20 protein-coding genes, 4 pseudogenes and 1 other annotated feature are annotated in these 24790 nt (G+C 44.1%); of the genes and pseudogenes, 5 read left to right on the forward strand and 19 right to left on the reverse strand.

Annotated features, from left to right (window positions below; all coding sequences use genetic code 11):
* Positions 1-184 precede the first annotated feature (184 nt).
* Both DMB88_RS17465 and DMB88_RS17470 read right to left on the reverse strand, forming a co-directional pair.
* Entirely contained in the window at positions 185-940 is a 756-nt protein-coding gene (locus tag DMB88_RS17465; RefSeq protein WP_128102384.1) for an SDR family NAD(P)-dependent oxidoreductase, read from the reverse strand.
* Between the two features lie 159 nt (positions 941-1099).
* Complete coding sequence (locus tag DMB88_RS17470) at positions 1100-1567, reverse strand: DUF6376 family protein (RefSeq protein ID WP_128102385.1); 468 nt, start codon at positions 1565-1567, stop codon at positions 1100-1102.
* A 155-nt stretch (positions 1568-1722) separates the two neighbouring features.
* On the opposite strand from DMB88_RS17470, the gene DMB88_RS17475 reads away from it, so the two are divergent.
* The gene (locus DMB88_RS17475; protein WP_128102386.1) at positions 1723-2691 is read left to right on the forward strand and encodes a bile acid:sodium symporter family protein; all 969 of its coding nucleotides are present in this window, start codon (positions 1723-1725) and stop codon (positions 2689-2691) included.
* Between the two features lie 135 nt (positions 2692-2826).
* Here DMB88_RS17475 and DMB88_RS17480 read toward each other — a convergent pair whose 3' ends face one another.
* Positions 2827-3345: a MerR family transcriptional regulator gene (locus DMB88_RS17480; protein ID WP_128102387.1), complete on the reverse strand. Its 519-nt coding sequence runs from the start codon at positions 3343-3345 to the stop codon at positions 2827-2829.
* 179 nt (positions 3346-3524) lie between these two features.
* Between DMB88_RS17480 and DMB88_RS17485 the strand changes: the two genes are divergently transcribed.
* On the forward strand, positions 3525-4376 hold the full coding sequence (locus tag DMB88_RS17485; RefSeq protein WP_128102388.1) for an aldo/keto reductase: 852 nt from the start codon (positions 3525-3527) through the stop codon (positions 4374-4376).
* A 64-nt stretch (positions 4377-4440) separates the two neighbouring features.
* On the opposite strand, the gene asd is transcribed toward DMB88_RS17485, so the two are convergent.
* The 5 genes and pseudogenes from asd to DMB88_RS17510 form a co-directional block, all read right to left on the reverse strand.
* Positions 4441-5526 carry an aspartate-semialdehyde dehydrogenase gene (gene asd, locus DMB88_RS17490; RefSeq protein WP_128102389.1) on the reverse strand — a complete coding sequence of 362 codons (1086 nt, stop codon included), beginning with the start codon at positions 5524-5526 and terminating at the stop codon, positions 4441-4443.
* A gap of 169 nt (positions 5527-5695) precedes the next feature.
* Positions 5696-5978 (reverse strand) — a binding site (T-box leader).
* A 98-nt stretch (positions 5979-6076) separates the two neighbouring features.
* On the reverse strand, positions 6077-6949 hold the full coding sequence (galU, locus tag DMB88_RS17495; RefSeq protein ID WP_128102390.1) for a UTP--glucose-1-phosphate uridylyltransferase GalU: 873 nt from the start codon (positions 6947-6949) through the stop codon (positions 6077-6079).
* Positions 6939-7388: a GtrA family protein gene (locus DMB88_RS17500; protein WP_128102391.1), complete on the reverse strand. Its 450-nt coding sequence runs from the start codon at positions 7386-7388 to the stop codon at positions 6939-6941. The genes galU and DMB88_RS17500 overlap by 11 nt, the downstream gene beginning before the upstream one ends.
* A pseudogene (locus tag DMB88_RS17505) lies at positions 7381-8366 on the reverse strand (glycosyltransferase family 2 protein). The gene DMB88_RS17500 and the pseudogene DMB88_RS17505 overlap by 8 nt, the downstream one beginning before the upstream one ends.
* Positions 8367-8456: 90 nt before the next feature.
* The gene (locus DMB88_RS17510) at positions 8457-10658 is read right to left on the reverse strand and encodes an ArnT family glycosyltransferase (protein WP_128102392.1); all 2202 of its coding nucleotides are present in this window, start codon (positions 10656-10658) and stop codon (positions 8457-8459) included.
* Positions 10659-10836: 178 nt separating this feature from the next.
* Between DMB88_RS17510 and DMB88_RS17515 the strand changes: the two genes are divergently transcribed.
* Both DMB88_RS17515 and DMB88_RS17520 read left to right on the forward strand, forming a co-directional pair.
* Positions 10837-11520 (forward strand): response regulator transcription factor, encoded by a 684-nt coding sequence (locus tag DMB88_RS17515; protein ID WP_128102393.1) that lies wholly within the window; start codon positions 10837-10839, stop codon positions 11518-11520.
* Positions 11520-13070 (forward strand): sensor histidine kinase, encoded by a 1551-nt coding sequence (locus tag DMB88_RS17520; protein ID WP_128102394.1) that lies wholly within the window; start codon positions 11520-11522, stop codon positions 13068-13070. Before DMB88_RS17515 ends, DMB88_RS17520 begins: the two co-directional genes overlap by 1 nt.
* 127 nt (positions 13071-13197) lie before the next feature.
* On the opposite strand, the gene DMB88_RS17525 is transcribed toward DMB88_RS17520, so the two are convergent.
* The 6 genes from DMB88_RS17525 to DMB88_RS17550 form a co-directional block, all read right to left on the reverse strand.
* The gene (locus tag DMB88_RS17525) at positions 13198-13767 is read right to left on the reverse strand and encodes a GNAT family N-acetyltransferase (protein WP_128102395.1); all 570 of its coding nucleotides are present in this window, start codon (positions 13765-13767) and stop codon (positions 13198-13200) included.
* A 262-nt stretch (positions 13768-14029) separates the two neighbouring features.
* Positions 14030-14323, reverse strand: coding sequence for a hypothetical protein (locus DMB88_RS17530; protein WP_128102396.1), 294 nt, complete (start codon positions 14321-14323; stop codon positions 14030-14032).
* A 98-nt stretch (positions 14324-14421) separates the two neighbouring features.
* Positions 14422-15141 carry an energy-coupling factor transporter transmembrane component T gene (locus tag DMB88_RS17535; RefSeq protein ID WP_128102397.1) on the reverse strand — a complete coding sequence of 240 codons (720 nt, stop codon included), beginning with the start codon at positions 15139-15141 and terminating at the stop codon, positions 14422-14424.
* Complete coding sequence (locus DMB88_RS17540; protein WP_128102398.1) at positions 15081-15413, reverse strand: hypothetical protein; 333 nt, start codon at positions 15411-15413, stop codon at positions 15081-15083. Before DMB88_RS17540 ends, DMB88_RS17535 begins: the two co-directional genes overlap by 61 nt.
* 2 nt (positions 15414-15415) lie before the next feature.
* The gene (locus DMB88_RS17545) at positions 15416-16207 is read right to left on the reverse strand and encodes an energy-coupling factor ABC transporter ATP-binding protein (protein WP_128102399.1); all 792 of its coding nucleotides are present in this window, start codon (positions 16205-16207) and stop codon (positions 15416-15418) included.
* Entirely contained in the window at positions 16204-17046 is an 843-nt protein-coding gene (locus DMB88_RS17550) for an ATP-binding cassette domain-containing protein (protein WP_164848722.1), read from the reverse strand. Before DMB88_RS17550 ends, DMB88_RS17545 begins: the two co-directional genes overlap by 4 nt.
* Positions 17047-17158: 112 nt before the next feature.
* Here DMB88_RS17550 and DMB88_RS17555 point away from each other — a divergent pair, with 112 nt between their 5' ends.
* Positions 17159-17749: a biotin transporter BioY gene (locus tag DMB88_RS17555; protein ID WP_128102401.1), complete on the forward strand. Its 591-nt coding sequence runs from the start codon at positions 17159-17161 to the stop codon at positions 17747-17749.
* A gap of 132 nt (positions 17750-17881) precedes the next feature.
* Here the strand turns inward: DMB88_RS17555 and abc-f are convergent, their stop codons facing one another.
* The 5 genes and pseudogenes from abc-f to DMB88_RS17575 form a co-directional block, all read right to left on the reverse strand.
* Positions 17882-19090, reverse strand: a complete 1209-nt coding sequence (gene abc-f / locus DMB88_RS17560; protein WP_164848723.1) for a ribosomal protection-like ABC-F family protein — start codon at positions 19088-19090, stop codon at positions 17882-17884.
* Positions 19078-19356 (reverse strand): ATP-binding cassette domain-containing protein, encoded by a 279-nt coding sequence (locus DMB88_RS32105; RefSeq protein WP_164848724.1) that lies wholly within the window; start codon positions 19354-19356, stop codon positions 19078-19080. The genes abc-f and DMB88_RS32105 overlap by 13 nt, the downstream gene beginning before the upstream one ends.
* Before the next feature lie 565 nt (positions 19357-19921).
* Positions 19922-21814: pseudogene (locus DMB88_RS17565) on the reverse strand (beta-glucoside-specific PTS transporter subunit IIABC).
* Between the two features lie 290 nt (positions 21815-22104).
* Positions 22105-22934 (reverse strand): annotated as a pseudogene (gene licT, locus DMB88_RS17570) (BglG family transcription antiterminator LicT).
* Positions 22935-23198: 264 nt separating this feature from the next.
* Positions 23199-24640: pseudogene (locus DMB88_RS17575) on the reverse strand (6-phospho-beta-glucosidase).
* Positions 24641-24790 lie beyond the last annotated feature (150 nt).

Consider the following 24790-nt stretch of genomic DNA (forward strand, 5'->3'; position numbering starts at 1 on the left):
TGTACGCATTGTTTATGACACCACAAAATGATAAAACATATCCGTTTATTGTATCACGATCTACGCTGACGCCATAACATTTCTTTCATATGTATATGATTAAGATAAATAGAAAACGGTGCGAACGATTAATCGTTCAGCACCGTTTTTTTGATTCTTTTTTAAGTAAGGTTCGCCTTCCACCTTACTTCGTTTTGAAGCTCAGGAATCCATCATCGACTGCAACTGTCGATCCATTCACCGCACTTGCTGCATCACTGAACAAAAATGTAACGACACTCGCAACCTTCTCAGGCTGAATGAGTTTACCACTCATATGTTGCGAAGCGAGAGCATCCTTTACCTCTTGATTGTCACCAAGAATGGGTGTATTAATGAAGCCCGGGGCAACTCCAACTACACGGATGCCATGCTCTGCGAGTTCAAGTGCTCCGGATTTAGACATCATCACAACAGCTGCTTTTGCCGCATTGTAGTTGAAACTCCCTACTGCTGCCACACTTCCATAGATGGAGGCTGTATTAACAATGGTTCCTGGCACGTTCAATTCAACCATCTTCTTCGCACCATAGTACATCCCATAGTAAACACTATGCTGGTCTACATCGATGACTCTGTGATAGGATTCTGGATCCATCTCCAGAAAAGGTTTTACAAGCCCAATTCCGGCATTATTGAAAATACCACTGAGTGTGCCGAATTTATCAACTGTCCAATCGATAAGAGCTTTGATCTCATCGCCTTTGGATACATCTACTTTGTATGCCGCTGCTGTTCCACCGCCTGCTTCAATCGAAGCAGCAACCTGCTTGGCACCTTCTTCGTTGAAATCAGCAACAACAATCGTTGCTCCCTGGTCTGAAAGTTGAAGCGCTGTTTCTCTACCAATACCACTTGCTCCACCTGTAATAATAATAACTTTTCCATGATGTTCAGCCATAAATAGGTCTCCTTTGGTTACATGATCTCGAATACAATTTACACCTTAGTGTAACTTTTACCCAAAATTAATATTCATGCCTTCCATAAAAGCCAATAACGGGTTAGATCATGAGCTAGAGTATTGCATCACAGCATATCATAGTCGGAGTATCCCCTTTTACTCATTCTGAAGACCACTTAGCGGGTCACTCAAACTATTGATATTGGAGATTAATTCAGGTATCCCTGTCTTCTCCCAATTTTCAGTTGTGAACCCTTGCTCCGCAATTGTCGTTTCCCATTGGTTGATGACTTCCGTAAGTTGATTATTATAGCCCACCAAATTTTCATGAATACTCTCGCCAATTGCAGGTGCATTTAATTGTGAGAACTCACTAGCTTCAGCCTGAATGTGGTCGATCTTCTCTTGAATCTGAGTGGTTACCTCAGCATTATTAACCGCTTGGGAAGCAAGCTGCTGAAGCTCGGCTCCCGCGCTGGATACTTGTTCTATATATTCTGTAGCTCCACTGACGTAATTCAAACTTTCATTGGCTTGTTCAACGACAGAGCAGGCGGAAATTACGAAAAGACTCGAAGCAAGAAGCCCTGTCAGCATCCAGCTTGGTTTTCTAATTTTGATCATGAAATCTCTCCTTTTTTCTAAAATTAAAAATAAAATTTAAAGTCATTTTCACCTCCATGATGGCTGTTTAACACACCTCATGGCAAATGTAGCCTCCATTTATGTCAATTAAGATGTATAATATAATCATCATACGATAAAGGGATGTCTTGCATATGCTTCAAGCTTTGAATCAACGCTTGAACCGCATTATGCCACTCATTACTCCAGTCAGTATTGTTATTGGTGTACTATGCGGTAGTTTTCTTTCTTCTTATACCTTTTTGTCACCATGGTTATTTGCCTTCATGACCTTTGCGGGAAGTATCAGTCTGGGGATACGAGATTTTCTGAATGTCCTGAAGAAGCCTTTTCCGTTATTTGTTTGTTTGTTTATTTTACATTTAGCAATGCCTGTAATCGCGCTAGGTATGGGTCATTTGGTTTTCCCAACCGATGCATATACGATTACTGGGCTTGTTCTAGCCGCAGTTATTCCAACAGGTATTAGCAGCTTCATCTGGGTCAGTATCTATCGAGGCAACATTGCACTGACTCTATCCATCATCCTCATTGATACAATGCTTGCTCCCTTTGTAGTTCCAGGGGTGCTGTCACTGTTGATCGGCACAAACGTATCATTGGATACCGCTGCCATGATGAGCAGCCTGTTCTGGATGATCGTTGTCCCTTCATTGCTCGGCATGCTATTGAATGAATGGACCAAGGGCAAAATTGTTCCCGTCTGGGGACCAAGATTGAATCCGTTATCCAAACTATTTATGGCAGCCGTTGTGGCGATTAATGGCTCTGTAGTTGCACCTTACTTGGCTAATTTCAACTGGAAGTTAGCTGGTCTTGCAGTGATTATTGTTTTTCTCGCATCATTCGGCTATGCCCTAAGTTATTTCATTGCCCGAGTACTAGGATGGGATGAGGCCGATCAGGTCGCATTGGTCTTCAACGGAGGCATGCGTAACATTAGTGCTGGCGCGGTACTCGCTGTTACTTATTTCCCGCCACCTGTTGCCGTTCCCGTTGTCCTCGGTATGGTGTTCCAGCAGATGCTCGCTTCCTTGTCAGGGTACCTATTGGGTCGTCGTTCTCAGCTACTACAGAAGTCAGATAAGACATCCGCTGCGTAATAACATCGTACGATGATGTATCATAATGCCAAACGCCGACAATACATGTCGGCGTTTTTTACTTGGTTTGAAACAACATATTCATCTGACTGACTGTAAAGCATTATGAGGATACGCTGTTAGCTTGAAGTGAATTTAAGATACGCTGCTGATTTGTTGCTGCATCGCTGCTGCCGGGCATTGACCCGAAGCTTGGACAGCTGAAACACTGTTATTTGCCAAGCGAGAGGCTGGACAATCCGTTGATTCCTCCCGATTCGTTTCCCAAGTACGAGGGTTGGTCATGTCCGGAATGCCGCGTTCCAGGATGGCTTGATAGTGGAGTGTTTTCTCTTCCAGATGGGCAACGCGCTGCTTCGCCTCTTCCAGCTGAATTAGCGCTGCCTCCTTATACTCCATCATAAGCGCGAGACGCTGCGGGACGGTTGAATCACCTTCCAGGCAGAGATCAACATATGTTTTGATGTTCTCGATTGGTAATCCCGTCTGCTTCAGACATCTAACCCCGTGCAGCCAATTGATGGATTCCTCGTCAAACAGCCGGATGTTGTTTTTGTTCCGTTGAACGCTCGGCACCAGACCTTTGTCTGTATAGAAGCGAACAGCATGCTCCGTAAGCCCTGTAATTAAAGCTGCATCTTGAACGGTATACATATGTAATCCTCCTCGTAAAAAAATTAGGATACCCGCTTGACTTCGTGTTACACGAAGGTAATAGGCTTATTGTAACGCAAGCCGATCAGCAGCGGAAGCCCCTCTGCATCACCCCTACATTCGGGTGAAATAATCTGATCATTTGCAGTAAAATTACAACATCCTTAGGAGGAATCTATATGCAAACTGTAACATTGAACAATGGCGTGAACATGCCAATCATCGGCTTCGGGGTGTATCAAGTCCCTGATGCTGAACAATGTGAGAACACGGTATATGAAGCACTGATGGCTGGTTATCGCCTAATTGATACCGCAGCTGGTTATATGAATGAAGAGGCTGTTGGACGCGCAATTAAGCGTAGCGGTGTGCCGCGGGAAGAATTATTTATCACAACGAAACTGTGGATTCAGGATGCAGGTTATGAAAGTGCCAAGCTTGCCTTCTACAAATCCCTGCAGAAGCTACAGCTTGATTATCTTGATCTGTATCTGATTCACATGCCCTTCGGTGATTACTACGGCGCATGGCGCGCAATGGAAGAGCTGTACCGAGAAGGCAAAATTAAGGCCATTGGCGTCAGTAACTTCCTGCCAGACCGTTTGATGGATCTTATCCTTCATAACGAAATCGTGCCTGCAGTCAATCAGATTGAAACCCATCCATTCCAACAGCAGATCGTAAATGCTGCTTTTATGAAAGAGCATGGCGTTCAGCATCAATCGTGGGCACCGTTCGCCGAAGGTCGCAATAATTTGTTTAGCAATGTATTACTGACCTCTATCGCGGATAAACACAAGAAAACGGTCGCTCAAATTGTACTGCGCTCACTCGTGCAGAATGGAATTGTTGTCATTCCCAAATCCGTTCGCAAAGAGCGTCTGGTCGAGAATTTTAACATTTTTGATTTCGAATTAAGCTCGGAAGATATGACAATGATCTCCACACTGGATAGAGGCGAAAGTCTGTTCATGTCCGTCGACGATCCTGAAGTTGCCCAAATGCTGGGCAATCTAAAGGTTGACCTGTAAACGACAAAAAACCATCACCTAGTGATGGTTTTTCTTCAATCCTTTATGACAAGTTGCTTCCGAATTATTTCGGCTGAATGTAACCTTCAGCTTTAAGCAACTCAGCAATCAATACTGCACCGCCAGCCGCACCGCGGAGTGTGTTGTGGGACAGTCCAACGAATTTGTAATCGTAGAGGGAATCCTCACGCAATCTACCTGTGGATACACCCATTCCATGCTCGATGTCACGATCCAGTTTCGTTTGTGGTCTATTTTCTTCTTCAAAGTATGTGATGAACTGTTTTGGTGCACTTGGCAGAGCCAGCTCTTGCGGACGACCTTTGAATTGCAACCAACGCTCCAAGATCTGTTCTTTGCTTGGTTTGTTCTCAAAGTTAACAAAGACTGTAGCCAAGTGTCCATCCGTTACCGGAACACGAATACATTGCGTTGTGATCAGTGGTGAAGATGCTTTCACGATCTGATTGTTCTCAACACTGCCCCAGATGCGAAGCGGCTCCTGCTCACTTTTCTCTTCCTCGCCACCGATGTAAGGAATAACATTGTCCAGCATATCTGGCCAGTCCGTAAAGTTTTTGCCTGCTCCCGAAATTGCCTGATAGGTGGAAGTTACAACCTGTGTTGGACCAAATTCACGCAAAGCGTGCAGTGCGGGTACATAACTTTGAATAGAGCAGTTCGGTTTCACCGCAATGAATCCAGTCGAAGTGCCCAGACGTTTTCTTTGCGCTTCAATGACTTCCAGATGACCTGGGTTAATTTCAGGAATAACCATCGGTACATCTGCTGTCCAGCGATGAGCAGAGTTGTTAGATACAACCGGTGTGCCTGTTTTGGCATAAGCCTCTTCAAGCGCTTGAATCTCGTTTTTCTTCATATCAACCGCACAGAAGATAAAGTCAACCTGACTTGCGAATGCTTCAACTTGGGAAGCGTCTTGAACAACAATATGTTTAACACCTTCGGGAATTGGAGCTGTCAGTTTCCATCTACCTTGAACCGATTCCTCGTAGGTTTTACCTGCGGAGTTTGCACTTGCTGAGATCGCTGTTACTTCAAACCATGGATGACCATTAAGCAGATCCACAAAACGCTGACCTACCATTCCTGTTCCTCCGACAATGCCGACTTTCAATTTTGCTGACATAATATCATCATTTCCTTTCGGTGTAAGTTGAATGTTGGGTCTCTGATATTCATTAATTGGTTGTTCTGACGCTTTGTTTCTTCCCTTATTAAAACCTATTCAGGTAATACCAAAGCGTGTAAACTTCACCTTGGAAAAACCAAAAAAATCCCACCCCTAAGACCGAAGTCTCAGGGACGAGATTGGATCACTCGTGGTACCACCCAGATTCGCCAATATGTCACCATACTAGCCTCTTTGAGTTAAGAACGACAACGCCAATGTACGTTGTGCCTACTTACACTCTAGCTCTGTAACAGGAGCTCCTGTCACACCATCCCTTTATAGATTCATAAAGTTCCGATGTGCTGCTCTGAGTCTTTATTCAACCAAAAATTCTTTACCCCTTTTCAGCTACCGGAGCTCTCTGCCAAAAGAATACTTTAGTCTACTCGTCTCTTCAATGCATTTGATATTGCGATTATAATATCAAAAGATCGGTTATGAAGTAAACCCTTTTTTATTTTTTATCCAAAAACGACAGAATCAGCGTCTAGTTTCTGCCAAATGATCAAGCCCACTGCGTTGCCAGGTTGCGTAGATATGGAGCCAACATGGGCTGTAATTCTTGGCGCATCAATCCGATTTCCAGTATAGCTTGGATGTATCCGAATTGATCTCCAATATCGTACCGACGACCTGCAAGCTCCAATGCCAGCAGATCTTCCTCCTGGCTAACTTCTTTTAGAGCATCTGTTAGTTGATACTCTCCGCCTGCTCCAGTCTCGATTCGATCTAAGATGGGAAAAATGGATGGCTTAAGGATATATCGTCCCATCACTGCGGTGCGAGAGGGTGCATTAGCAATAGAAGGCTTTTCGACCAAATCTGTAACCCGATGAACGCCATGCTCTGCCCCCTTCGAAGCTATGATCCCATACTTACCCACATCTGCTGTCTGCACGGAACGAACACCAATAATCTGCTTATCTGTTTTCTCGAATAAACGAATCATCTGTGCCAGCGCAGGTGGATCTGACACCATAATATCATCGCCAAGCAACACGGCAAATGGATCATCTCCAACGAATTGACGCGCACATCCAATCGCATGACCCAGTCCTAACGGTTCCTTTTGCCTGATAAAATGAATACTTGCTAGCTCGCTTATCGCTCTCACCTCATCTAACAAGGCCTGTTTCCCTTTGGCGTATAATGATTGCTCAAGCTCAACTGATTTATCAAAATGATCCTCAATGGATTTTTTGTTGCGCCCCGTAACAATAATGATATTTTCAATGCCAGATTGCACGGCTTCTTCTACAATATATTGAATAGCGGGTTTATCTACAATCGGCAGCATTTCTTTCGGCTGAGCCTTCGTCGCTGGTAGAAATCGTGTACCCAGACCGGCTGCGGGAATAACCGCCTTTTTAATTCTCATAGGAATGCTCTCTCCTTTCATTTGTCCCAATGGACACGTCGTTAGCTGCCTCAGATGATGATCTGAACACCCAATACCGACTAATAACATAGTTGATCAACATGCCAAGTAGCGTCGCTGCCGCTTTACTGCTCACAAGACTCCAGCTCCACAAGCTATGGGCTACATATATAATCAAGGATGACAATATAAGAACGAATAGATTGGCAATCAGGAATCGGACGATTCGTTTATGCTGTGCTTGACTCTTTACATCACGGAAGGTCCACCGATTATTCCACCAGTAGCTGTTCACGATTCCACAACTGTATGATATCGCCTGGGCAACCATCGCTGGCACACCTACAAAAGCGAGAACCGCGAATACTACAGCATCGACCCCAGTGTTCAAGATGCCAACAATACCGAATTTAATTATCGTCGTGAATCGTTTAATCATGATGCGCAATTCTGCCTGTCAGATGTCCCTGTCTGGACGGAGCTTCTACTTGATACACATCCCTCACGATGTATAACGGACGGGCTTTCGTTTCATCATAGATTCGCCCGACATACTCACCCAGAATGCCCAGCATTATAAGAATAAACCCGTTAAACATCAGCATGATGCTGACAATGGAAGCCCAACCCTTCATTGTAGAATCAGTAAAAATAGCAGACACAATAACGCTAACCATATAGATAAATCCTGCTATGGATAGGATCACTCCCACATATCCTGCAATCTTGAGTGGTTTGTAGGAGAAGGACGTAATGCCATCTAGACTAAGCTTCAACATTCGTTTCAATGGATATTTAGTCTCTCCAGCGAGACGTTCATCTCGCTCGTACTCAATTGCTGTCTGACGAAATCCTACCCAACTCACTAGCCCACGCACAAAACGATTTTTCTCTGGAAGTCGCTTCATCTCATCACATACTTTGCGATCAATCAGCCTGAAATCTCCAGTATCCACGGGAATATCGGTATCCGTCGAGGCACGTAGCACACGATAAAATAGACTTGCCGACCACCTCTTAAATGGAGTCTCTCCGCTTCGTCTCGTACGACGGGCGTAGACGACCTCATAGCCTTCTTTCCACTTAGCAATCATATCTAAAATAAGTTCTGGGGATCCTGAAGATCCGCATCAATAATGACTACTGCTCTTCCCGCTGCATAATCCATGCCTGCTGTTATGGCGATCTGATGCCCGAAATTCCGGGCAAAATCAATCAATTTCACACTTTCGTCCCAACGCGCATAATCCCGAATCATCTGAGCGCTCTGATCCACACTACCGTCATTGACAAATAACAGCTCGTAGGGTTCCCCTGTACTACTCATGACCTTTTTCAGACGGCGATACGTTTCCTCTATGACCGCTTCTTCGTTGTACATCGGGATGATGACACTGTAGTGAATGGCTCTACTCATGATCGTTCCCTCCTTTTGATCATTACACGCCTATATTTTCAAGGGCAGATCCCTCGCTGTTTGTTCCTTAACGTTCATTTCATTTGTAACTCACAATTTCACTTCATATAACGTAGACTGATTACCGAAGCCGCCACCTTCATCGGAATTGGATCTCCACTCAGATGTAGGTACTTCCGTCCCATGCTCCATGATCCAGTTCGTAATCTCGGAGTTGCCTCCACGGCCGCCCATTCCTCCGCCAATCATGAAGTATTTCAATTGCCCACTCTTCACAAGCTGTTCTAATCGCTCTGTTGTGTACACTGGATCAGAACCAGAGAAGCCCCCTAATGTGATGACCGCTTCATTCTCATCAATAATGTATGGGGCTGCTTGATTATAGTCAGACGTCGCAAACAGATAGGTCTCACCTGTATTATGTTCTCGCAAATACTGAAGAGTCGTGCTGTCTATCTCTTCATTGCGATTACCAAAACCGCCACGTCCACCACCCGTAGGCATACCTTGTGCATTGCCCGTACCATTCATGCCACCTCCAATAGACGGGGGTGTTCCTACATTTGAATTATTTGGGCTCGAATCTCCAGCAGACGATGGAGACTGTTGCTCTGTATCTCCTTGCCCACTCGGTGGAGTCATTGCATTGTTGCGATCACCCTGTCTGCCACCCATGCTCATACCGCCAAACATTCCATTGGAACCGCTAGGACCAGCGGCTGGGATCATGCTATTGCCACCATATGTAATTGGCGTAAATGCCCAATAGACAGGACCGATCAGGGTAACCATGAAACCTGCGATAACGAGTGCCTCTTTCCAAGGATGTGTACGGTTCATCATGATGACCAAAGCAACCGTCACTATAATTCCGGCGATCAGCTCGCTGATTGACCACCCTACACCAATGGTTTCATCAAAAGCCTGCATAATGTACCATCCAAAGATGGTCGTTAATAGCACAGATAGTGGCAACAGCCATGCTCGCCAAGTGGTTCGTTCCTGGTACGCTTTCCACATTGCTACGAATCCAGCACCGCTTAATGCAGCTATTGGAGGTGCTAGCATAATCAGATAGTATTGATGGAAGAAGCCTGCGACACTGAAAAATGCCGCTACCGGCAACAACCACGCAAGCCAGAATATCGCTTCTTTCATTTGATCCGAGCTGTTTCTGCGTCTTAATCTAGTTAAAATTGCAATACAACCCAATAGAGCCAACGGTAATAACCAGCTAGCCTGACCGGATAGTTCGGTTTGGAACAGACGTAATGGTCCTGCTTGACCTGTGCCAAACATGCCACCCATTCCACCTCCACCACCGAATCCTCCCTGCGGCATGGTGAAGCCATTAGGCATCTCATTTCCTTGGGGGAAATTCATTCCGCTGTTACCGTCCGTTCCGGACTGATTCGATGTCTGTGTCGATACCGAATCGCCCCCGTTTCTTCGGGGATTGGTGACATTGGATGCGTCAGGCATACCAGCATTAGCTGCAGTATTCTGCCTACCAGTTAGCCGGGATAGTCCGTTATAACCAAAAGCGAGTTCGAGCACCGAATTCGTTTCACTACTTCCGATATAAGGTCGTTCATCGGCTGGAATAGAATCTACAGTGACCGCCCACGATAAGGAAATAGCCGCCATTACAGCCGTACTCCCTACTAACAAGACCAGTTTCTTTCGCCATTTTGCTTGAAAAGCGAGCAGGTAAAACAAATAAAATGCTGGAAGAACCATATAGGCCTGAAGCATTTTCATATTAAAAGCAAGTCCGATCAGCGCAAAGGCTATTAATACTCGCCATGCACTGCCTTGTTTTGCACCTTTAAATAGAAACCATGATCCGAGCAGTAAAGTAAACACGAGCATAGTATCAATATTGTTCGTCCGACTGACAGCTGCAACAACCGGTACAGTCGCCATGACCAGTGCAGCAATTCGTGCTGCCGCAAGTCCATAAGAGGGCTTAACCATGAAGTAGATCAGCAGTACCGCACCAATTCCTGCGAGGACTTGAGGTAAAATCACACTCCATCCATGCAGACCGAATACATATGCAAATGCAGTCTGAATCCAAAAAACAACAGGCGGTTTATCGACCGTTACTGAACCAGCCGAGTCAAGGGATGCATAGAAAAAATTATGGAAACTTCTCAGCATGCTCCCCACTGCAGTCGTGTAATAGGAATTGGCATATTGGTCGTTCCAAATGCCGTATGCGTTCAAGATTGCTGCAAGAACTACAATCGGTAGAAGGACAAAATCAATCCTTCGTTTAGCATTATTCAAACTCAATCACTCCTTTAGATTGTTCATGTCTAGTATTGTGACATGTCAAAATAAATTTGGGATGAGTGCCCGCTGAATGTTGCCTGAGGATAAACGGTCAACCTTTCAGGTAATTTTCAGTTTCGTGAGTCATAATAGTGCATATAAACAGGAGTGAATAAGGGGAGAACGCCCACCTATGAAGATTAGTACAGGCATTAGAATATTACTCGTTGATGATGAACCACATATTTTACAGTTTCTAGAGCTTGGGCTGAGAAATGAAGGATTTGATGTACGTACGGCGGAACACGGAGCAGAAGCGCTGGAGATTGCACATGAATTCCAGCCACATATGGTTATTCTTGATGTAATGATGCCAGAGATCGATGGATTCGAGGTGGTTGAGCGACTTCGGAAGATAGGTACTCAAGTCGGGGTCATTATGCTAACTGCCAAGGATGAGGTTGAAAGTCGGGTCAAAGGTCTATGGCTCGGCGCTGATGATTATATGATCAAACCATTTGCATTTGATGAGCTGCTTGCCCGGATTCAAGCTAGGCTTCGTAATCAATTTCCACTATTAATCGGTGCTGTCACATACAGTGCGTTCCGTATTGATGATCTGCGTAAAGAAATTACCTATGACCATCGTGTGCTGGAATTATCGCCGACAGAATATGAACTATTAAAATTCATTGTGATGAATCATGGCATTGTGTTGAGTAAAGCAACGATATTGAGCAGAGTATGGGGTTATGATTTTGGCGGTGAAGAGAACATCGTTGAAGTCTATATTCGTTCCTTACGTGAGAAACTCGGGGATAAAGAGCATAAGCTCATTCGCACACTTCGCGGTGTCGGTTATAGGGTTGATCTATAATGGCGGCTCCAGCACGGCAAAAATACCATCACTTCCATCAACTCCGTCAACGATTTTCACAAAACTCTTCTCTGCGTTCACAGTTACTTACACGCTCTTTGTTCGTGTTAGCCGCTCTACTACTGTTCATTGGGATTCTTCAGTTTTGGATTATGGAAAGCTTCCTCTATCGGAACCAGGCCAAGACGATGGAAGAACAACTGATGTCTATGCCACCGGTGTGGCTTAGTGTGCAGACACGTAACGGAGCTTCAAATCTGCCCTTTGGCGGACAAGCTTCATCCGACGGACGTGGATCCAATAACCGTTTGTTGTATATACCAGATCGTTCACTAGCTCTTTTTGATCAGGATGCAACGTTTGAAGATGTTTTCGGTGAAGATGGATTGACCTCCCCTCGCCTAACTGCTACTGCTTATCAAAACATCGCAGATCAGTTAAACGCTCACGAACATGTGCCTTATCAACTAGTGAAAGACAACGAGGGCAATGAACAGCTCATCGTATTTGCCTCACCTGGCCCGCGTAATCGAGCGGCTCCTATGGTTCAGATGGGCGTAGCTACTCAGCCGATACATGATTTAGTGATGAGACAGTTACTTATTTTCGTCGGGTTATCTCTTCTCGCCATGATTACAGGTCTCATTCTGTATGCCAAAGTTCTTCGGCGAACGTTAAATCCATTATCCAACATTGTGGAGACCGTGCAGCGTGTCGACGCCGGGAGTTTAGGTGAACGATTACCTATCATCCAAGGACAACAGGAGATCGATCAATTAGCTTTTTCTTTTAACGGCATGCTTGAACGTTTGGAAGATTCATTCAAAGCGGAACGAGAATCCAAACAACAAATGCAGCGTTTTCTGTCCGACGCCTCTCACGAACTGCGCACTCCGCTAACGTCTATTCACGGCTTCATCGAGGTACTCCAGCGCGGGGCAGCTACCAATCGTGAGCAGTTAAATAACGCCCTAAGCAGCATGTATGGCGAGTCTGTGCGAATTAACAAACTGGTTGAAGACCTGTTACTGTTGACCAAGCTAGATCAGGCACCTGAACGTATTCAAGACGTCTTTGCTCTGGATGGTCTCTTATATGAAATGCAGCCGCAACTCATCATGATGGCTCATGATCGAGAAGTCCAACTGGAGCTGACAGCTAAATTATATATTGTTGGTGATCCCCACAAGCTGAAGCAAGTCATTCTGAATTTGTTCCAAAATGCTGTACAACATTCCGATCCGCAGCACGGTTGCATCTCAATCTCATGTTTTGCGAATCAGGATATGGCGGAGTTAACGGTGAAGGACAATGGCACGGGCATTGAACCAGAACACATTGATCATATTTTCGAGCGATTTTACCGAACTAGTTCATCCCGTTCCAGAAAAGAAGGCGGTGCAGGGCTCGGTCTTGCCATTACCCGTTCCATCGTAGAATCACACGGTGGGAACATTAATGTGCATAGCCAGATTAGCGTTGGTACAAGCTTTACAATCACACTGCCCCTGTGGAAAGAGCGCACGTCTAATACTGCTACAAAGTCATAACATATTGAGCACTGGGTTACTTCGTTACTACGTCACTGAAATAACTTAAGACCCAAGAAGCACTAATTTCCTTAGAGCCTCTTGGGGTCTATCACTTCATAAGCACAACACAAGGATTACATATACACTAACCCTTTATCTTCTGGTAATGATTGTACTGTTCATGATCTATTTCGATGATATCTACAAATTTGAAATTACATTTCTGTATGACTTTATTGGACGCAGCATTCTCTAACAATGCAATCGCATGTAGTAATTCCACATTCGTATGAGTGAACAAATATTGCGTTAGTCCATGAACAGCCTGTGTTGTATAGCCACGGTTTTTGTAGTTCTTGGAAATGCCGTACATAATCTCACGATTAGGCTCGGGTAGCTCTTCTTTAATCCCGGAGCAACACCAGCCTATAAACTCATCCGTTTCCTTATGAACAATAGCCAATCGTAGATAGAGCGAGCCGATGTCTCCCCCAGCTCTGACGGCTTGTTTAAACTTCTGATTCTCTGGAATCTCGTATTCAGCCAACCAATGCGCCCGATCCTCAGCCGAAGCATTCCATCCCGGTAAGAATTCGTAAATTTCTGGCTGCCAGGTGATCTCTTGTAATTTATCCAAATCCTCAAGTCGATACTCGCGCAAATAAATATCCTGACACTCAATTGTTAACTCACTCAACATTTCATTTTCTTGCATGGTTATATCCTCTCGTTCTCTTATTAAATTTATGTAGTCTACGCAGGTAACGCTAGTCAATTTCTCTCATGATGCCCCTCCTAACTAAAGCAATTTTAACCTAATTTGTGGAATTTATCTATATGTGCGTGTTCAAAAAGGTCGGTTTTCAGTACCAAGAAGGTGGACTCTTTGAACCATCTATATATGCTAAAATAGCCCCCAACAGTCATCATGCTGGAGGCCTATCATTTATTGATGGATTAGACTAATTTAAACGTATTTACTCTGGATACTGAGGTTTGCTCACGTTATCCGGTACGGTTTCATCAAATACATCCTGACCTGGGTAATCTCTAATATCACCCTCGTGAAGCTCATGATTCTCATAGTCAAATCGATGTGCCGTTCTCTGATCCACTCGCCAAGGCGAGCTTTTCCCAAGAGATTCTGACATTAGTGATGATCCGTATGGCCCCTCGGGGAATTCTTCAAGAAACAGATCATTTCGTTGTGATTCTACGGTAGATAGATCTGTTGATTCCTGTCGATCCTCTTGCAAAAATTTGTCCTTCATCGTCCAACCTCCTATCCGCTTCGAACTAGTCAAAGCATGATTAGATTGATCAAGCAGTACAAAATTTATGCATAATTTTTAAGGAAATCACAGAACCATTAGAGGTCTCGAATCCATATATACCCTATAAAAATCATAAGCCCGATTACACCAATCCACGTATCCTGTCTAGACCACTTTAGGAGTGATGTTGTTGATCCAACACGATAATTTTCTCTAACCTTTCGCATCTCCATTGCAATCGTCATATCCTCTGCTCGCTGGAACAAAGACATAATTAGTGGTATTACCATTGGTCCAAGGTCACGCACACGTACGGTGTTAGGTCTTAATGCGGCTTTGCCGCGTGCGCGCACAATCAGCGAGAATCGTTGCCACTCACTCCAGATCATCGGGATAAAACGAAAGATTAAAGACACGGCTAAGGCAAACGAAGTAACAGGCAACTTGATCTTTTGTCCGATTGCGAGTACCCAATTCAGCCCTTCCACCATCCGACCATATGGTGTTGTTAGTGAGAACCATAGGCTTGCAAGGGTCACAATAAATAAACGATACACATTAAGCAAGGTGGCTTCTGCCTGAATAAGAGAGAAACCCAGTTGCAAACTTCCACTTGCAGTTGAAAGCGTCGTTCCTGACAAAGCTGTAGAAATGATGAAAAAGAACAGCAGTGGCTTCATTAACTTCATACAGCTAACAAGCGCCTGACGTGGTAAGATTCCAAGCGCCAATACTACAGGTACTAACGTAAAGGTTAGCCCCACCAACGATGCTGTAGCATCGTTGCAGTTACAAGCAAAATATACAGTATCCATTTCAGACGTGGATCTAATGTACGATACAGTTGACTTGAATGTTCAACCGTATTTGAACTTCTTGTGTCTATAGGATGACCTTGCACTTGGACATGTTCATTGCTGTTGAAATCTGAATGAGTACACCCCTGATGTACGTGAAAAGGATGACTAACAGCAGCAGTAGTAGCAATACCTTCTCCATCATTATTTTCAGTTTCAGCTTCTTCATATGACTTCAATTGAATAATCCCTGCTGCCATTTCCTCTGGTGTTAATGCCGTCAACGGCATCGTTAACCCACTGCCGCAAATTGCTGCGTTAATTGCATCGAAGGCGGCAGACCCATGCCGACCTGTATCAAAAGCTCAGGCAACGCGTGAAGCTCCCTTGGCGTCAAATCCGCTACGATTTGGCCGTCTTGCAGTACTAAGACCCGGTCTGCTATAGGTAGAAACGTATCTAAATCATGCGTTGCTACCACCGCTCCTCGTCCATCCTGTCGGTGTTGAGCAAGAGCATCCAAAAGCAACAAAACGCTACTGGCTTCCAGCCCTGCAGACGGTTCGTCTAGCAATAACCACTCAGGATCAACCACAGTCCCCAAGGCAAGCCCCAGCCGTCTACGCTCTCCTCCACTCAGCGCGAATGGTGATCCGTCCAGGTCGAATTGCCGTGAATGGGTTTGCCCTTTTGCACTGTCCCACTGTTCAAGTGCTTGTGTGATCAATTGCTTCTGCTGAGTCTCGGTATACCGGTAAGGACGCATGGAATAAGCGAATTCTCGCTTAATTGTTCGGGCAAAGACCTGTTGCTCAGGAAATTGAAACACCATCCCCATACGTAACAACATCGACTGCGAAACTTTACCTTGCTGCCAGATCGGCTCATCCCCAAGTAGGATAATCCCTTTATCTGGAGGCTTCAGACCAGCTAACATTTGCAGTATTGTCGTTTTGCCTGATCCAGTCCGCCCTAACAGTAGCGTAATTTCTCCACTGCGTACCGTGATAGATATATCTTGAATTAAATCCCGTTGATGAAGTTCTGCCCCTGTGACGGTCACATGATCTAGCTCAATATTCAAGAGCTTACCTCCCTTACAAGCTTCTCAGGTCGGAGAGGTGTCGCTTGGAGAAGCAGTCCCTTTTGTTTAAGAATCTCTGCAGTCTTAACCGTAAACGGTGGGTCGAGTCCTAACTGGCGGCAAATGGATTCCGACTCTACATTTCTCGATACATCCCCTTCAACCTCAGGTGTATAGAAGAACGCAACCGGGTCACCATCATAGACACAGCCTCCTTTGTCCATGGCAATAATCCGATCACATAACGTCGTTTCTTCCAGATGATGCGTAATCCAGATCACAGCAGTCCCTTGCTGGATAATATTCTCTACTATACTTTCGATGCGTTCCCGCGCACCAGGATCGAGCATTGCCGTTGGCTCATCTAACACTAAGATATCCGGCTTAGCCGCAAGCGCCACGGCAATATTCAAGAGCTGCTTCTGTCCACCAGATAGCCGAGATATGGCTGCATCGGGCGACATCCGAAGTCCTACGGTATGTAAAGCTTCTTCTCTGCGTTTTTGCTTTTCTTCGGCAGATACGGAGAGTGAGGATAGCGCAAAATGAAACTCTTCTTCAATCGTATCTCCGAGTACCTGTGCATCGGGGTGCTGCAACACGCCACGAATCGTCACATCTGGTTTAACCATTCTTGATCCACCGGAAAGAGGCGTAAAACCGATTAACAGCCCAGCAATTGTACTTTTACCACTTCCGTTGGCTCCTACGATGCTGATCCATTCTCCTTTATGAATATGCAATGATACGCCATCAACAGCTTTTTGAACTTTGTCAGGCGATAAAGCATAATAGACCCGGACGTTGTCCAGTGTAATTAAAGATGTTACATCTTGCATTGAGATTTTGTCCTTCCCCTTTTGATTGTTTTGTGATACGATCCGAATTGTTAACCACATCGTCATCATTGGTTAACAATAAGATTAGCAAAAATGAAGGGAATGTTCAAACATGAAATTATCTTTGCGCGGAATTGTTTTTAGTGCCCTTATGGCAGCCATACTCGTTTTGTTTGGTTATATTAGTATCCCCATCGGTTTCTCACCTGTACCCATTACGCTGCAAACTCTTGCAGTCATGCTGGCTGGAGGATTGCTCGGCCCACGTTATGGATTTCTGAGTATCGCCCTCGTCGTTGTATTAACCGCGATCGGTTTCCCACTGCTTCACGGCACGGGCGGTATGGCAGTTATTCTTGGTCCAACAGGCGGATATGTATGGATGTGGCCTTTCTCAGCAATGCTCATTGGTCTATTCCTTGCACGAATCAAGCTGAATGGATTCGTAGGTTACTTTCTTGCATTCCTTGTACTTGAATTGTTCGGGTCATTATTGATCTACGCCTCAGGTGTGCCATGGCTCGCTTATCAATATAAAATGTCATTTACCGAAGCCATGATTCAAGGATTTTACCCCTACATTATCGGCGATCTAATCAAGGCTTTGTTTGCAGTTATCATCATTGCACCTGTGCGAATGGTCTTCCCTCCACAGCGCCTGACAGGGCAAACGAACTCATCCATTGTGAAAGTTGACGTATAATTGCTCCGCATCTCTTTAACAGGTTCACTCGGAAGTTCGACGATATTGTCTATCTCCCGTCTATGTAACAAAGCCAAAGCTGCCCAAATATGCTGGACAGCTTTGGTTTACTTCACATTTAACTGTGCTTCATCACAAAACACACGATGACATGGTTATTTTTCGATGTTCTATATGCAGTTTCATATCTGCTGTATTTCTGATAAACGTTTGATCATGACTAACATATAGGATCGTTCCCTCATAGCCAGCTACAAATTGCTCCAAAGCCTCCAACGCTCGCGTATCCAGAAAGTTTGTCGGTTCATCTAACAGCAAAATGTTATATTGCCCTAGAAACAATCGACATAATTGAAGACGAATGGCTTCCCCACCACTTAACGATCTAACCTCTTTATTCAGATCAGTGCCTGTAAATTGCATTGCATGCAGACAACTCCGCAGCTCCGCTTCATTATACTCAGAGCGTTTCATCAAAAACTCCAGTACAGTTTCATCTCCTCTGAACCGATAACTCATTTGATCAAAATAGCCAATCTGTGCCTTGGGAGATAAAATAATCCCTGATTTAGCATCTAGGATATGACGAAGCAACGTACTTTTCCCACATCCATTAGATCCAGTAATGGCTACCTTCTGTTTCAAAGGAATTTGAAAACTGACTTGATCCAGCAATACATTATTTTGCACCTGAAGAGTTAAACGATCAGCCATAATCGGAAATTTGTTATGCAACTCTAGCGCTTTGGATTGTCGAAAATGAATAGGACGATGCTCCTGTACCGCCTTAACTTCATGAAGCTGTTCGATTCGCTGTTCTATGGCCTTAGCCGCCCGATGCGCAGCTTTCTGACTCGTTCCCTTTGACTTCGTTTCAAACATGCGATTCGCTTTAGCCTTCGTTTCTCGTTTGGAGACACTGCCTGCTTGCGTTATTTTCTCGGCCTTTTTCATCTTGTCCTGCGCAGCATGCATAAGCCGTTTCTTCTCTTTTACGTACTGCTCGTGAGCTTGATTTTGTTGATCTTGTTCTAATTGCTGCTGTGCCTTGTAATCACTATAGTTGCCAGAATACACCTTAACCGCACCATCATTCACTTCCCATATCGTCGTGACAAGCTCATCTAGAACAGATCGGTCATGACTGATAATTAACAGCGCACCATAGTAATAACGCAATTCATTGAGCAAAAAAGTAATTCCATCCTGATCCAAATGTGTCGTCGGTTCATCGAACAAGAGCACTTCGTGATAGTTCGCAAACATGCCAGCTAGTTTCAGCCTCGTCTGCTCCCCTCCACTTAACCGTTCATGATGGACGGGAACGCCTAGTCTGCCCAACCATTCCCGTCCGTTGCCACATGCTCATCAGGATGCGGAGCCTCCATTTGTTCAAAATAGGAATGATCCACATATCGTTTGATCCTACCAGCGCTCGGCTGAATTCGTCCCGCGATTAACTTCAATAGTGTACTTTTCCCCTGACCATTTCCGCCCACAATTCCGATGCGATCCAATTGATGCACAGCCAAACGCTCAATGTTCAATATCTCTTTATCTAAAAAGGTCATTTTAACCTGTTCAAGTTCGTAACAACATTTTTCCATATTCGCTACCTCCGAAATTTTTAATGATTTCGTATCGATAGCGTTAATCGATACGAGCAAGTCATACCCGCTCGTATCAATAGAAAAGTAACATGGACATACGTTGAACCTCCTTATCCAACCAGACTCAAGAATCCATCAATTCAAAGTTAAAAACAAAAAAATCACAGGCTACGGCCTGTGATTCAGTATAAACAGGAATACATGATTTGCGCATAGAGCCTACCTGAGAATTGTCAAAAATGGACAGACTGCTCCTGTTTACTCTGAACGTTACAGAGCCTTTGAACGTATGAAGTTAACGGTTCAAAGTCAGGAAACGCAATCTCATCGCATGTGTCATCATCAACAATTCTCCTTCCGTGTTAGGGCGTGTCTCAGAACTCGCACTACAAATTAACTAGCTCAATTATAATTTCCCAACCCTTGAAAGTCAAAAGCCGCACCCCATCAAGCAAGATTTATACGCTCAATGTAGGCACGGCTATAAGAATAATAATGTAGATCAAACATTTTAGATTAAGCAATCTATGAACGTACCCTAGTACACTCTTCTTTCTCTAAGTTACGTTTGAGGCGTAGCACTGTGCAAAGTCAACAACGCTTCCTGCGTCCGGACTTGACCGGTTGCCAGTGGTACAACTTTCTCATAATTGGCTGAATTCGTAACAATGATCGGTGTCACCGTGTGATACCCTGCAGCCTTGATCTGAGCGATGTCGAACTCTAGCAACAGATCACCAGCTTTGACACGGTCACCTTCTTGGATGTGAGATATAAAATGTTGTCCATCCAGCTTAACCGTATCCACACCCACGTGCACCAAAATTTCTGCTCCTGTATCCGATACAACCGCAAGCGCATGTTTCTTCTTAAAGGCAACCGTTACAGTTCCGTCAAACGGAGCGACTACTTTACCAACCGTTGGCTCAATGGCAATTCCGTCACCCATTGCTCCAGAGGAAAATGCCGGGTCAGGAACTTCTGTCAAACTAACGATTGTACCTTCAATCGGGCTGAGCACTTTTTCATCAGATACGGCCGACGTACGAACCGGTGCTTCCTTAGTAACAGCGGAAGTCGTAGTGTTCGTTGCTGTTGTTTCTTCTTCAACCGGGTCTTTGAAGCCCATAATGTACGTTAATACTGCTGAGACAACAAAGGAAGCTGTGATACCAAGAATCAATCCTGGGAAACCTTCACCACCTGGTCCATAGAAAATAGGCAAAGTTAACAATCCTGGCGCTCCAGATGCAAACGCCTGTGTTCCTGCTTGACCTATAATGGCTCCACCAACTGCGCCCCCAATTACGCCTGCAATAAACGGACGTTTAAGTGGTAACGTAACCCGTAGATCGCTGGCTCTGTAATTCCGAACAGTGCGGTTAATGTCGATGATCCTGCTAACGTTTTGAGCTTTTTATTTTTTGTTTTCAACATAACGCCGAAGGCAGCTCCCGTTTGAGCGAAGACAGATGCCGTTGCAGCCGGCTTAACACCATCACGTCCATAAACAGCAACGTTATTGATAAATACAGGAATCAGACCCCAGTGTACTCCGAAAATTACGAGCAACTGCCAGCTAGCTCCCATGATTGCACCTGCAAGCAATGGACTGAAACCAAAGGCCGCAACAAGCGCGGATGCAATTGCATTACCTACATAAACTCCAAATGGACCGAACACAATTAATGTAAGTGGTACCATAATAACAAGTAAGATTAATGGAGTAACAAAGTTTTTCACGCTATCGTGTAGCGTTCTATTGAAGAATTTCTCTATCTTACTCATGACAATGACAGACAGGATAATAGGAATAACGGTCGATGAATAAGTCATTAATACGACAGGGATTCCGAAGAAATCAGTCGGAGTTCCCTCTGTTTTAAGCCCAATAATGGTTGGGTATATCAAGGCACCCGCAATCGTCATGGCTACAAAAATATTACCTTGGAACTTACGTGCCGTTGTAACCGCTAACAACAGGGGTAAGAAATAAAATAAACTGTCAGCTGCTGCAAATAAGATAATATAGGTGGTGTCCGTTGTTTCTAACCAACCCAAATTACTAGCGATAAGCAGTAACCTTTAAGTATACCCGCACCAGCCATAACACCTAAGAGTGGTGCAAAGATGCTTGAGATTACATCAATGATACCCCCAAGACCTTTTGCTGATTTTTTCGGTTTTTCATTGTCGGACGATTCATTCAAAATGTTACTAATTTCACCGATGGCACTATATACCTCCGGCACTTTGTTACCTACAACGACCTGGAACTGTCCCCCATTTTCCTTCACCGCAATAACACCTTCGGTCTTCTCCAGCTTCGCTTTGTCAGCCTTGCTGTCATCCTTCAATACAAACCGTAGTCGTGTTGCACAATGAACTAATGACACTACATTTTCTCGCCGCCGACCAGCTCTACGATTTCTTTAGCCAGTTTCTGTTGACTCATGACTGCACCCCCATATTTTCTGAACCCACACTACCTATTGCATTGGTGCAAAGTTCTCTTACAGGCCTCCTACCGATTTTTTTGCACGCAAAAAACCTAAGCCTTGAGGAAGGGGACACATACATCCCTGCCTTCTCATGACTTAGGTTTTGCCTGCATAACCAGTAACAATCCCAGTTAAATCGTATTCATTTCCTGTTAATATCATAATATAATAATTTAACCAAATATGTCAACTATTATTATTCACATTTATTTGCGTTAGATTAGGTAATGTTGCTTCCCGTTCTTCAGCGATTAACCACCCGCTCAATATGCACGGTTAGATATAATTTTTCCTCATTGGTAAGCTGATGATTGTATTCCTTGTTCACGAACATCTCAATTTTCTCTGTACAAGCTGCAGCCTCGGGATGTTTCACCTTGATCATGTCATAAATATGGTCGTAGTTATTATCATAATGAGTACCGCTCAGAACCCTTTGGGAGAAAAATTTCAGATGTGTAATGAATCTAAAATAGCTGAGTGACTCTTCATCGAATTCCATTTTGAAATGGTATTTGGCAATATTAATAATCTGCTGAATAAACTTTGTAATGTTCATTGTGGTGATCACTTCTTCGTTCATCTCCGCATTCACAATATGAAGCGCAATGAAGGCTGCTTCATCTGGCGGAAGATCGAGATTCATCTTGGTTTTGATATTTTCTAACGTCCTTAAACCTAAGCTGAACTCTGCTTTATACAGTTGTTTGATTTCCCACATCAGAGCATTTTTAATCTCTACTCCTTCGCGATAACGTTCAATCGCAAAATTGATATGGTCGGTTAGAGATACATAAATATTTTCATTCAAATTTCTGTTTAAATGATCTCTAGCGTAAGTAATAATTTCTTCAACAATCTCGATAAGCTCCAATGGCACTTCACGAAGCAGCATTTTAAAATTATCCGATGTTTGTTTGTTTTTAGTGCAAATACTTTCTGAATACGGGTCTCGTCTACTATATCTCCCGGTTTCTTCTTGAAGGCAATCCCACGTCCCATCACCACAAGCTCTGCTCCATCGGCTTGATATATGCTGATCACGTTATTATTGATAACCTTAGCTATTTTCACTTCAATCCCCCCGTCACGTTCCACGCGTATCTGTAATTTATCATTTTTGGGCACAAAAAAAACCCGAAGCAACACAAAATAAACAAGACATCATGTCTTCTTTTTTTGGTGCTCAGGTTTTGCCTACTTCGTGTAGTAACAATCCCATAAACGATATATTTGCGTCAAGTATAGCGCGAAACATGTCCATATGTCAACGCTTTCAATGAGGGAACAATCGGAAGTTCCAGCATTTCTGGTTCTTCCGATTGCTTAGCTTAGGTATTATTCTTCGCCAAGATTGGTTCCGTCAGATTGAATCACATTTTGATACCAGTAAAAGCTCTTTTTCTTCACACGTTGCAAATCGCCGTTACCCTCATTATCCCGATCAACATAAATATAACCGTAGCGTTTTCTCATTTCACCTGAAGAGGCACTAACGATATCAATTGGCCCCAGCTTGTGTAACCAATAATGTTCACACCGTCCTGAATCGCCTCACCCATTTCGGCAACATGACGCTTCAAATAATCAATCCGGTAACTATCATCTACTTCACCTTCTGCTGTGACTTCATCATGAGCACCAAATCCATTTTCTACGACAAACAATGGCTTCTGATAACGGTCATGCAATTGGTTTGCAGTAATGCGGAATCCTTTTGGATCAATGGTCCAGCCCCATTCGGATTTTGCCAGATACGGGTTAGCCACAGAGCCGAATACGTTGCCACTTGTCATATTTTTGATCACTTCTGGATCCGTGCTCGTTGTACGGCTTGAATAATAGCTGAAGCCGATGTAATCCACAGTATGATTTTTCAGAATTTCAGCATCGCCTGGCTGCATTTCAATATTCAAATCGTGATCCTTGAAGAAACGCTTGGCATAACCAGGATATTCACCACGTGACTGAACATCAATGAAGAAATAAGACTCCCTGTCCTTCTCCATGCCCTGGAACACATCTTCCGGATTACATGTATATGGATAGAAGCTGCCGGCAGCAAGCATACAACCAATCATTGCATCTGGAATAATCTCATGACACGCCTTCACTGCCAAGGCACTTGCAACAAGCTGATGATGAGCAGCCTGGTACTGAATTTCCTTAACGTTATCCCCTTCTTCGAAAGCCAAACCCGCTCCCAAGAACGGCAAATGCAGAAGCATATTAATTTCATTAAAAGTCATCCAATATTTCACTTTGTCTTTATAACGCGTAAACACAGTTGTTGCATAAGTTTCGAACAAGGTTACCAGTTTCCTACTTCTCCAGCTTCCATACTTCTGAATGAGGTTCACAGGCACATCGAAATGGGCAAGCGTAACAACAGGCTGAATGCCCTGCTTCAACAATTCATCGAAGAGATCATCGTAAAATTTCAGACCCGCTTCATTAGGCAGTGCATCTTCACCTGTCGGGAAAATCCTTGCCCATGCAATGGATACACGCAGTGCTTTGAAACCCATTTCGGCAAATAAAGCAATATCTTCATGATAACGATGGTAAAAATCAATCGCACCATGTGAAGGATAGAACTCGCCCTCCTGCGGTTCAAATCCTGGAACATTCCCCTTCATAATACTTCTACGATTCTCACCTGTTGGTAAGAGGTCAACAATACTCAGTCCTTTACCATCTTCCAGATAAGCACCTTCCGCTTGATTGGCTGCAATAGCTCCACCCCATAGAAAATCTGCAGGAAATTTAAAATTAGTCATCATCATGCTCCTTCCGTATTATGTAATTCATCATCCACTACGATTCTGAAATCTAGGATAAATAAATAGAAAAAACCCGAACCAGCCTGGTCACACGTTGACGTGTAAACAAGCCAGCTCAGGTTATGCCCGTATCGGTAACATTCCCAG

The sequence above is a fragment of the Paenibacillus sp. DCT19 genome (assembly GCF_003268635.1).
Classification (GTDB): domain Bacteria; phylum Bacillota; class Bacilli; order Paenibacillales; family Paenibacillaceae; genus Paenibacillus.

Coding starts and splice junctions, on each gene's coding strand:
- DMB88_RS17465 (WP_128102384.1), bottom strand. CDS start 940: ATGGCTGAACATCATGGAAAAGTTATTATTATTACAGGTGGAGCAAGT.
- DMB88_RS17470 (WP_128102385.1), bottom strand. CDS start 1,567: ATGATCAAAATTAGAAAACCAAGCTGGATGCTGACAGGGCTTCTTGCT.
- DMB88_RS17475 (WP_128102386.1), top strand. CDS start 1,723: ATGCTTCAAGCTTTGAATCAACGCTTGAACCGCATTATGCCACTCATT.
- DMB88_RS17480 (WP_128102387.1), bottom strand. CDS start 3,345: ATGTATACCGTTCAAGATGCAGCTTTAATTACAGGGCTTACGGAGCAT.
- DMB88_RS17485 (WP_128102388.1), top strand. CDS start 3,525: ATGCAAACTGTAACATTGAACAATGGCGTGAACATGCCAATCATCGGC.
- asd (WP_128102389.1), bottom strand. CDS start 5,526: ATGTCAGCAAAATTGAAAGTCGGCATTGTCGGAGGAACAGGAATGGTA.
- galU (WP_128102390.1), bottom strand. CDS start 6,949: ATGAGAATTAAAAAGGCGGTTATTCCCGCAGCCGGTCTGGGTACACGA.
- DMB88_RS17500 (WP_128102391.1), bottom strand. CDS start 7,388: ATGATTAAACGATTCACGACGATAATTAAATTCGGTATTGTTGGCATC.
- DMB88_RS17515 (WP_128102393.1), top strand. CDS start 10,837: ATGAAGATTAGTACAGGCATTAGAATATTACTCGTTGATGATGAACCA.
- DMB88_RS17520 (WP_128102394.1), top strand. CDS start 11,520: ATGGCGGCTCCAGCACGGCAAAAATACCATCACTTCCATCAACTCCGT.
- DMB88_RS17525 (WP_128102395.1), bottom strand. CDS start 13,767: ATGCAAGAAAATGAAATGTTGAGTGAGTTAACAATTGAGTGTCAGGAT.
- DMB88_RS17530 (WP_128102396.1), bottom strand. CDS start 14,323: ATGAAGGACAAATTTTTGCAAGAGGATCGACAGGAATCAACAGATCTA.
- DMB88_RS17535 (WP_128102397.1), bottom strand. CDS start 15,141: ATGGATACTGTATATTTTGCTTGTAACTGCAACGATGCTACAGCATCG.
- DMB88_RS17540 (WP_128102398.1), bottom strand. CDS start 15,413: ATGCCGTTGACGGCATTAACACCAGAGGAAATGGCAGCAGGGATTATT.
- DMB88_RS17550 (WP_164848722.1), bottom strand. CDS start 17,046: ATGCAAGATGTAACATCTTTAATTACACTGGACAACGTCCGGGTCTAT.
- DMB88_RS17555 (WP_128102401.1), top strand. CDS start 17,159: ATGAAATTATCTTTGCGCGGAATTGTTTTTAGTGCCCTTATGGCAGCC.
- DMB88_RS32105 (WP_164848724.1), bottom strand. CDS start 19,356: ATGGAAAAATGTTGTTACGAACTTGAACAGGTTAAAATGACCTTTTTA.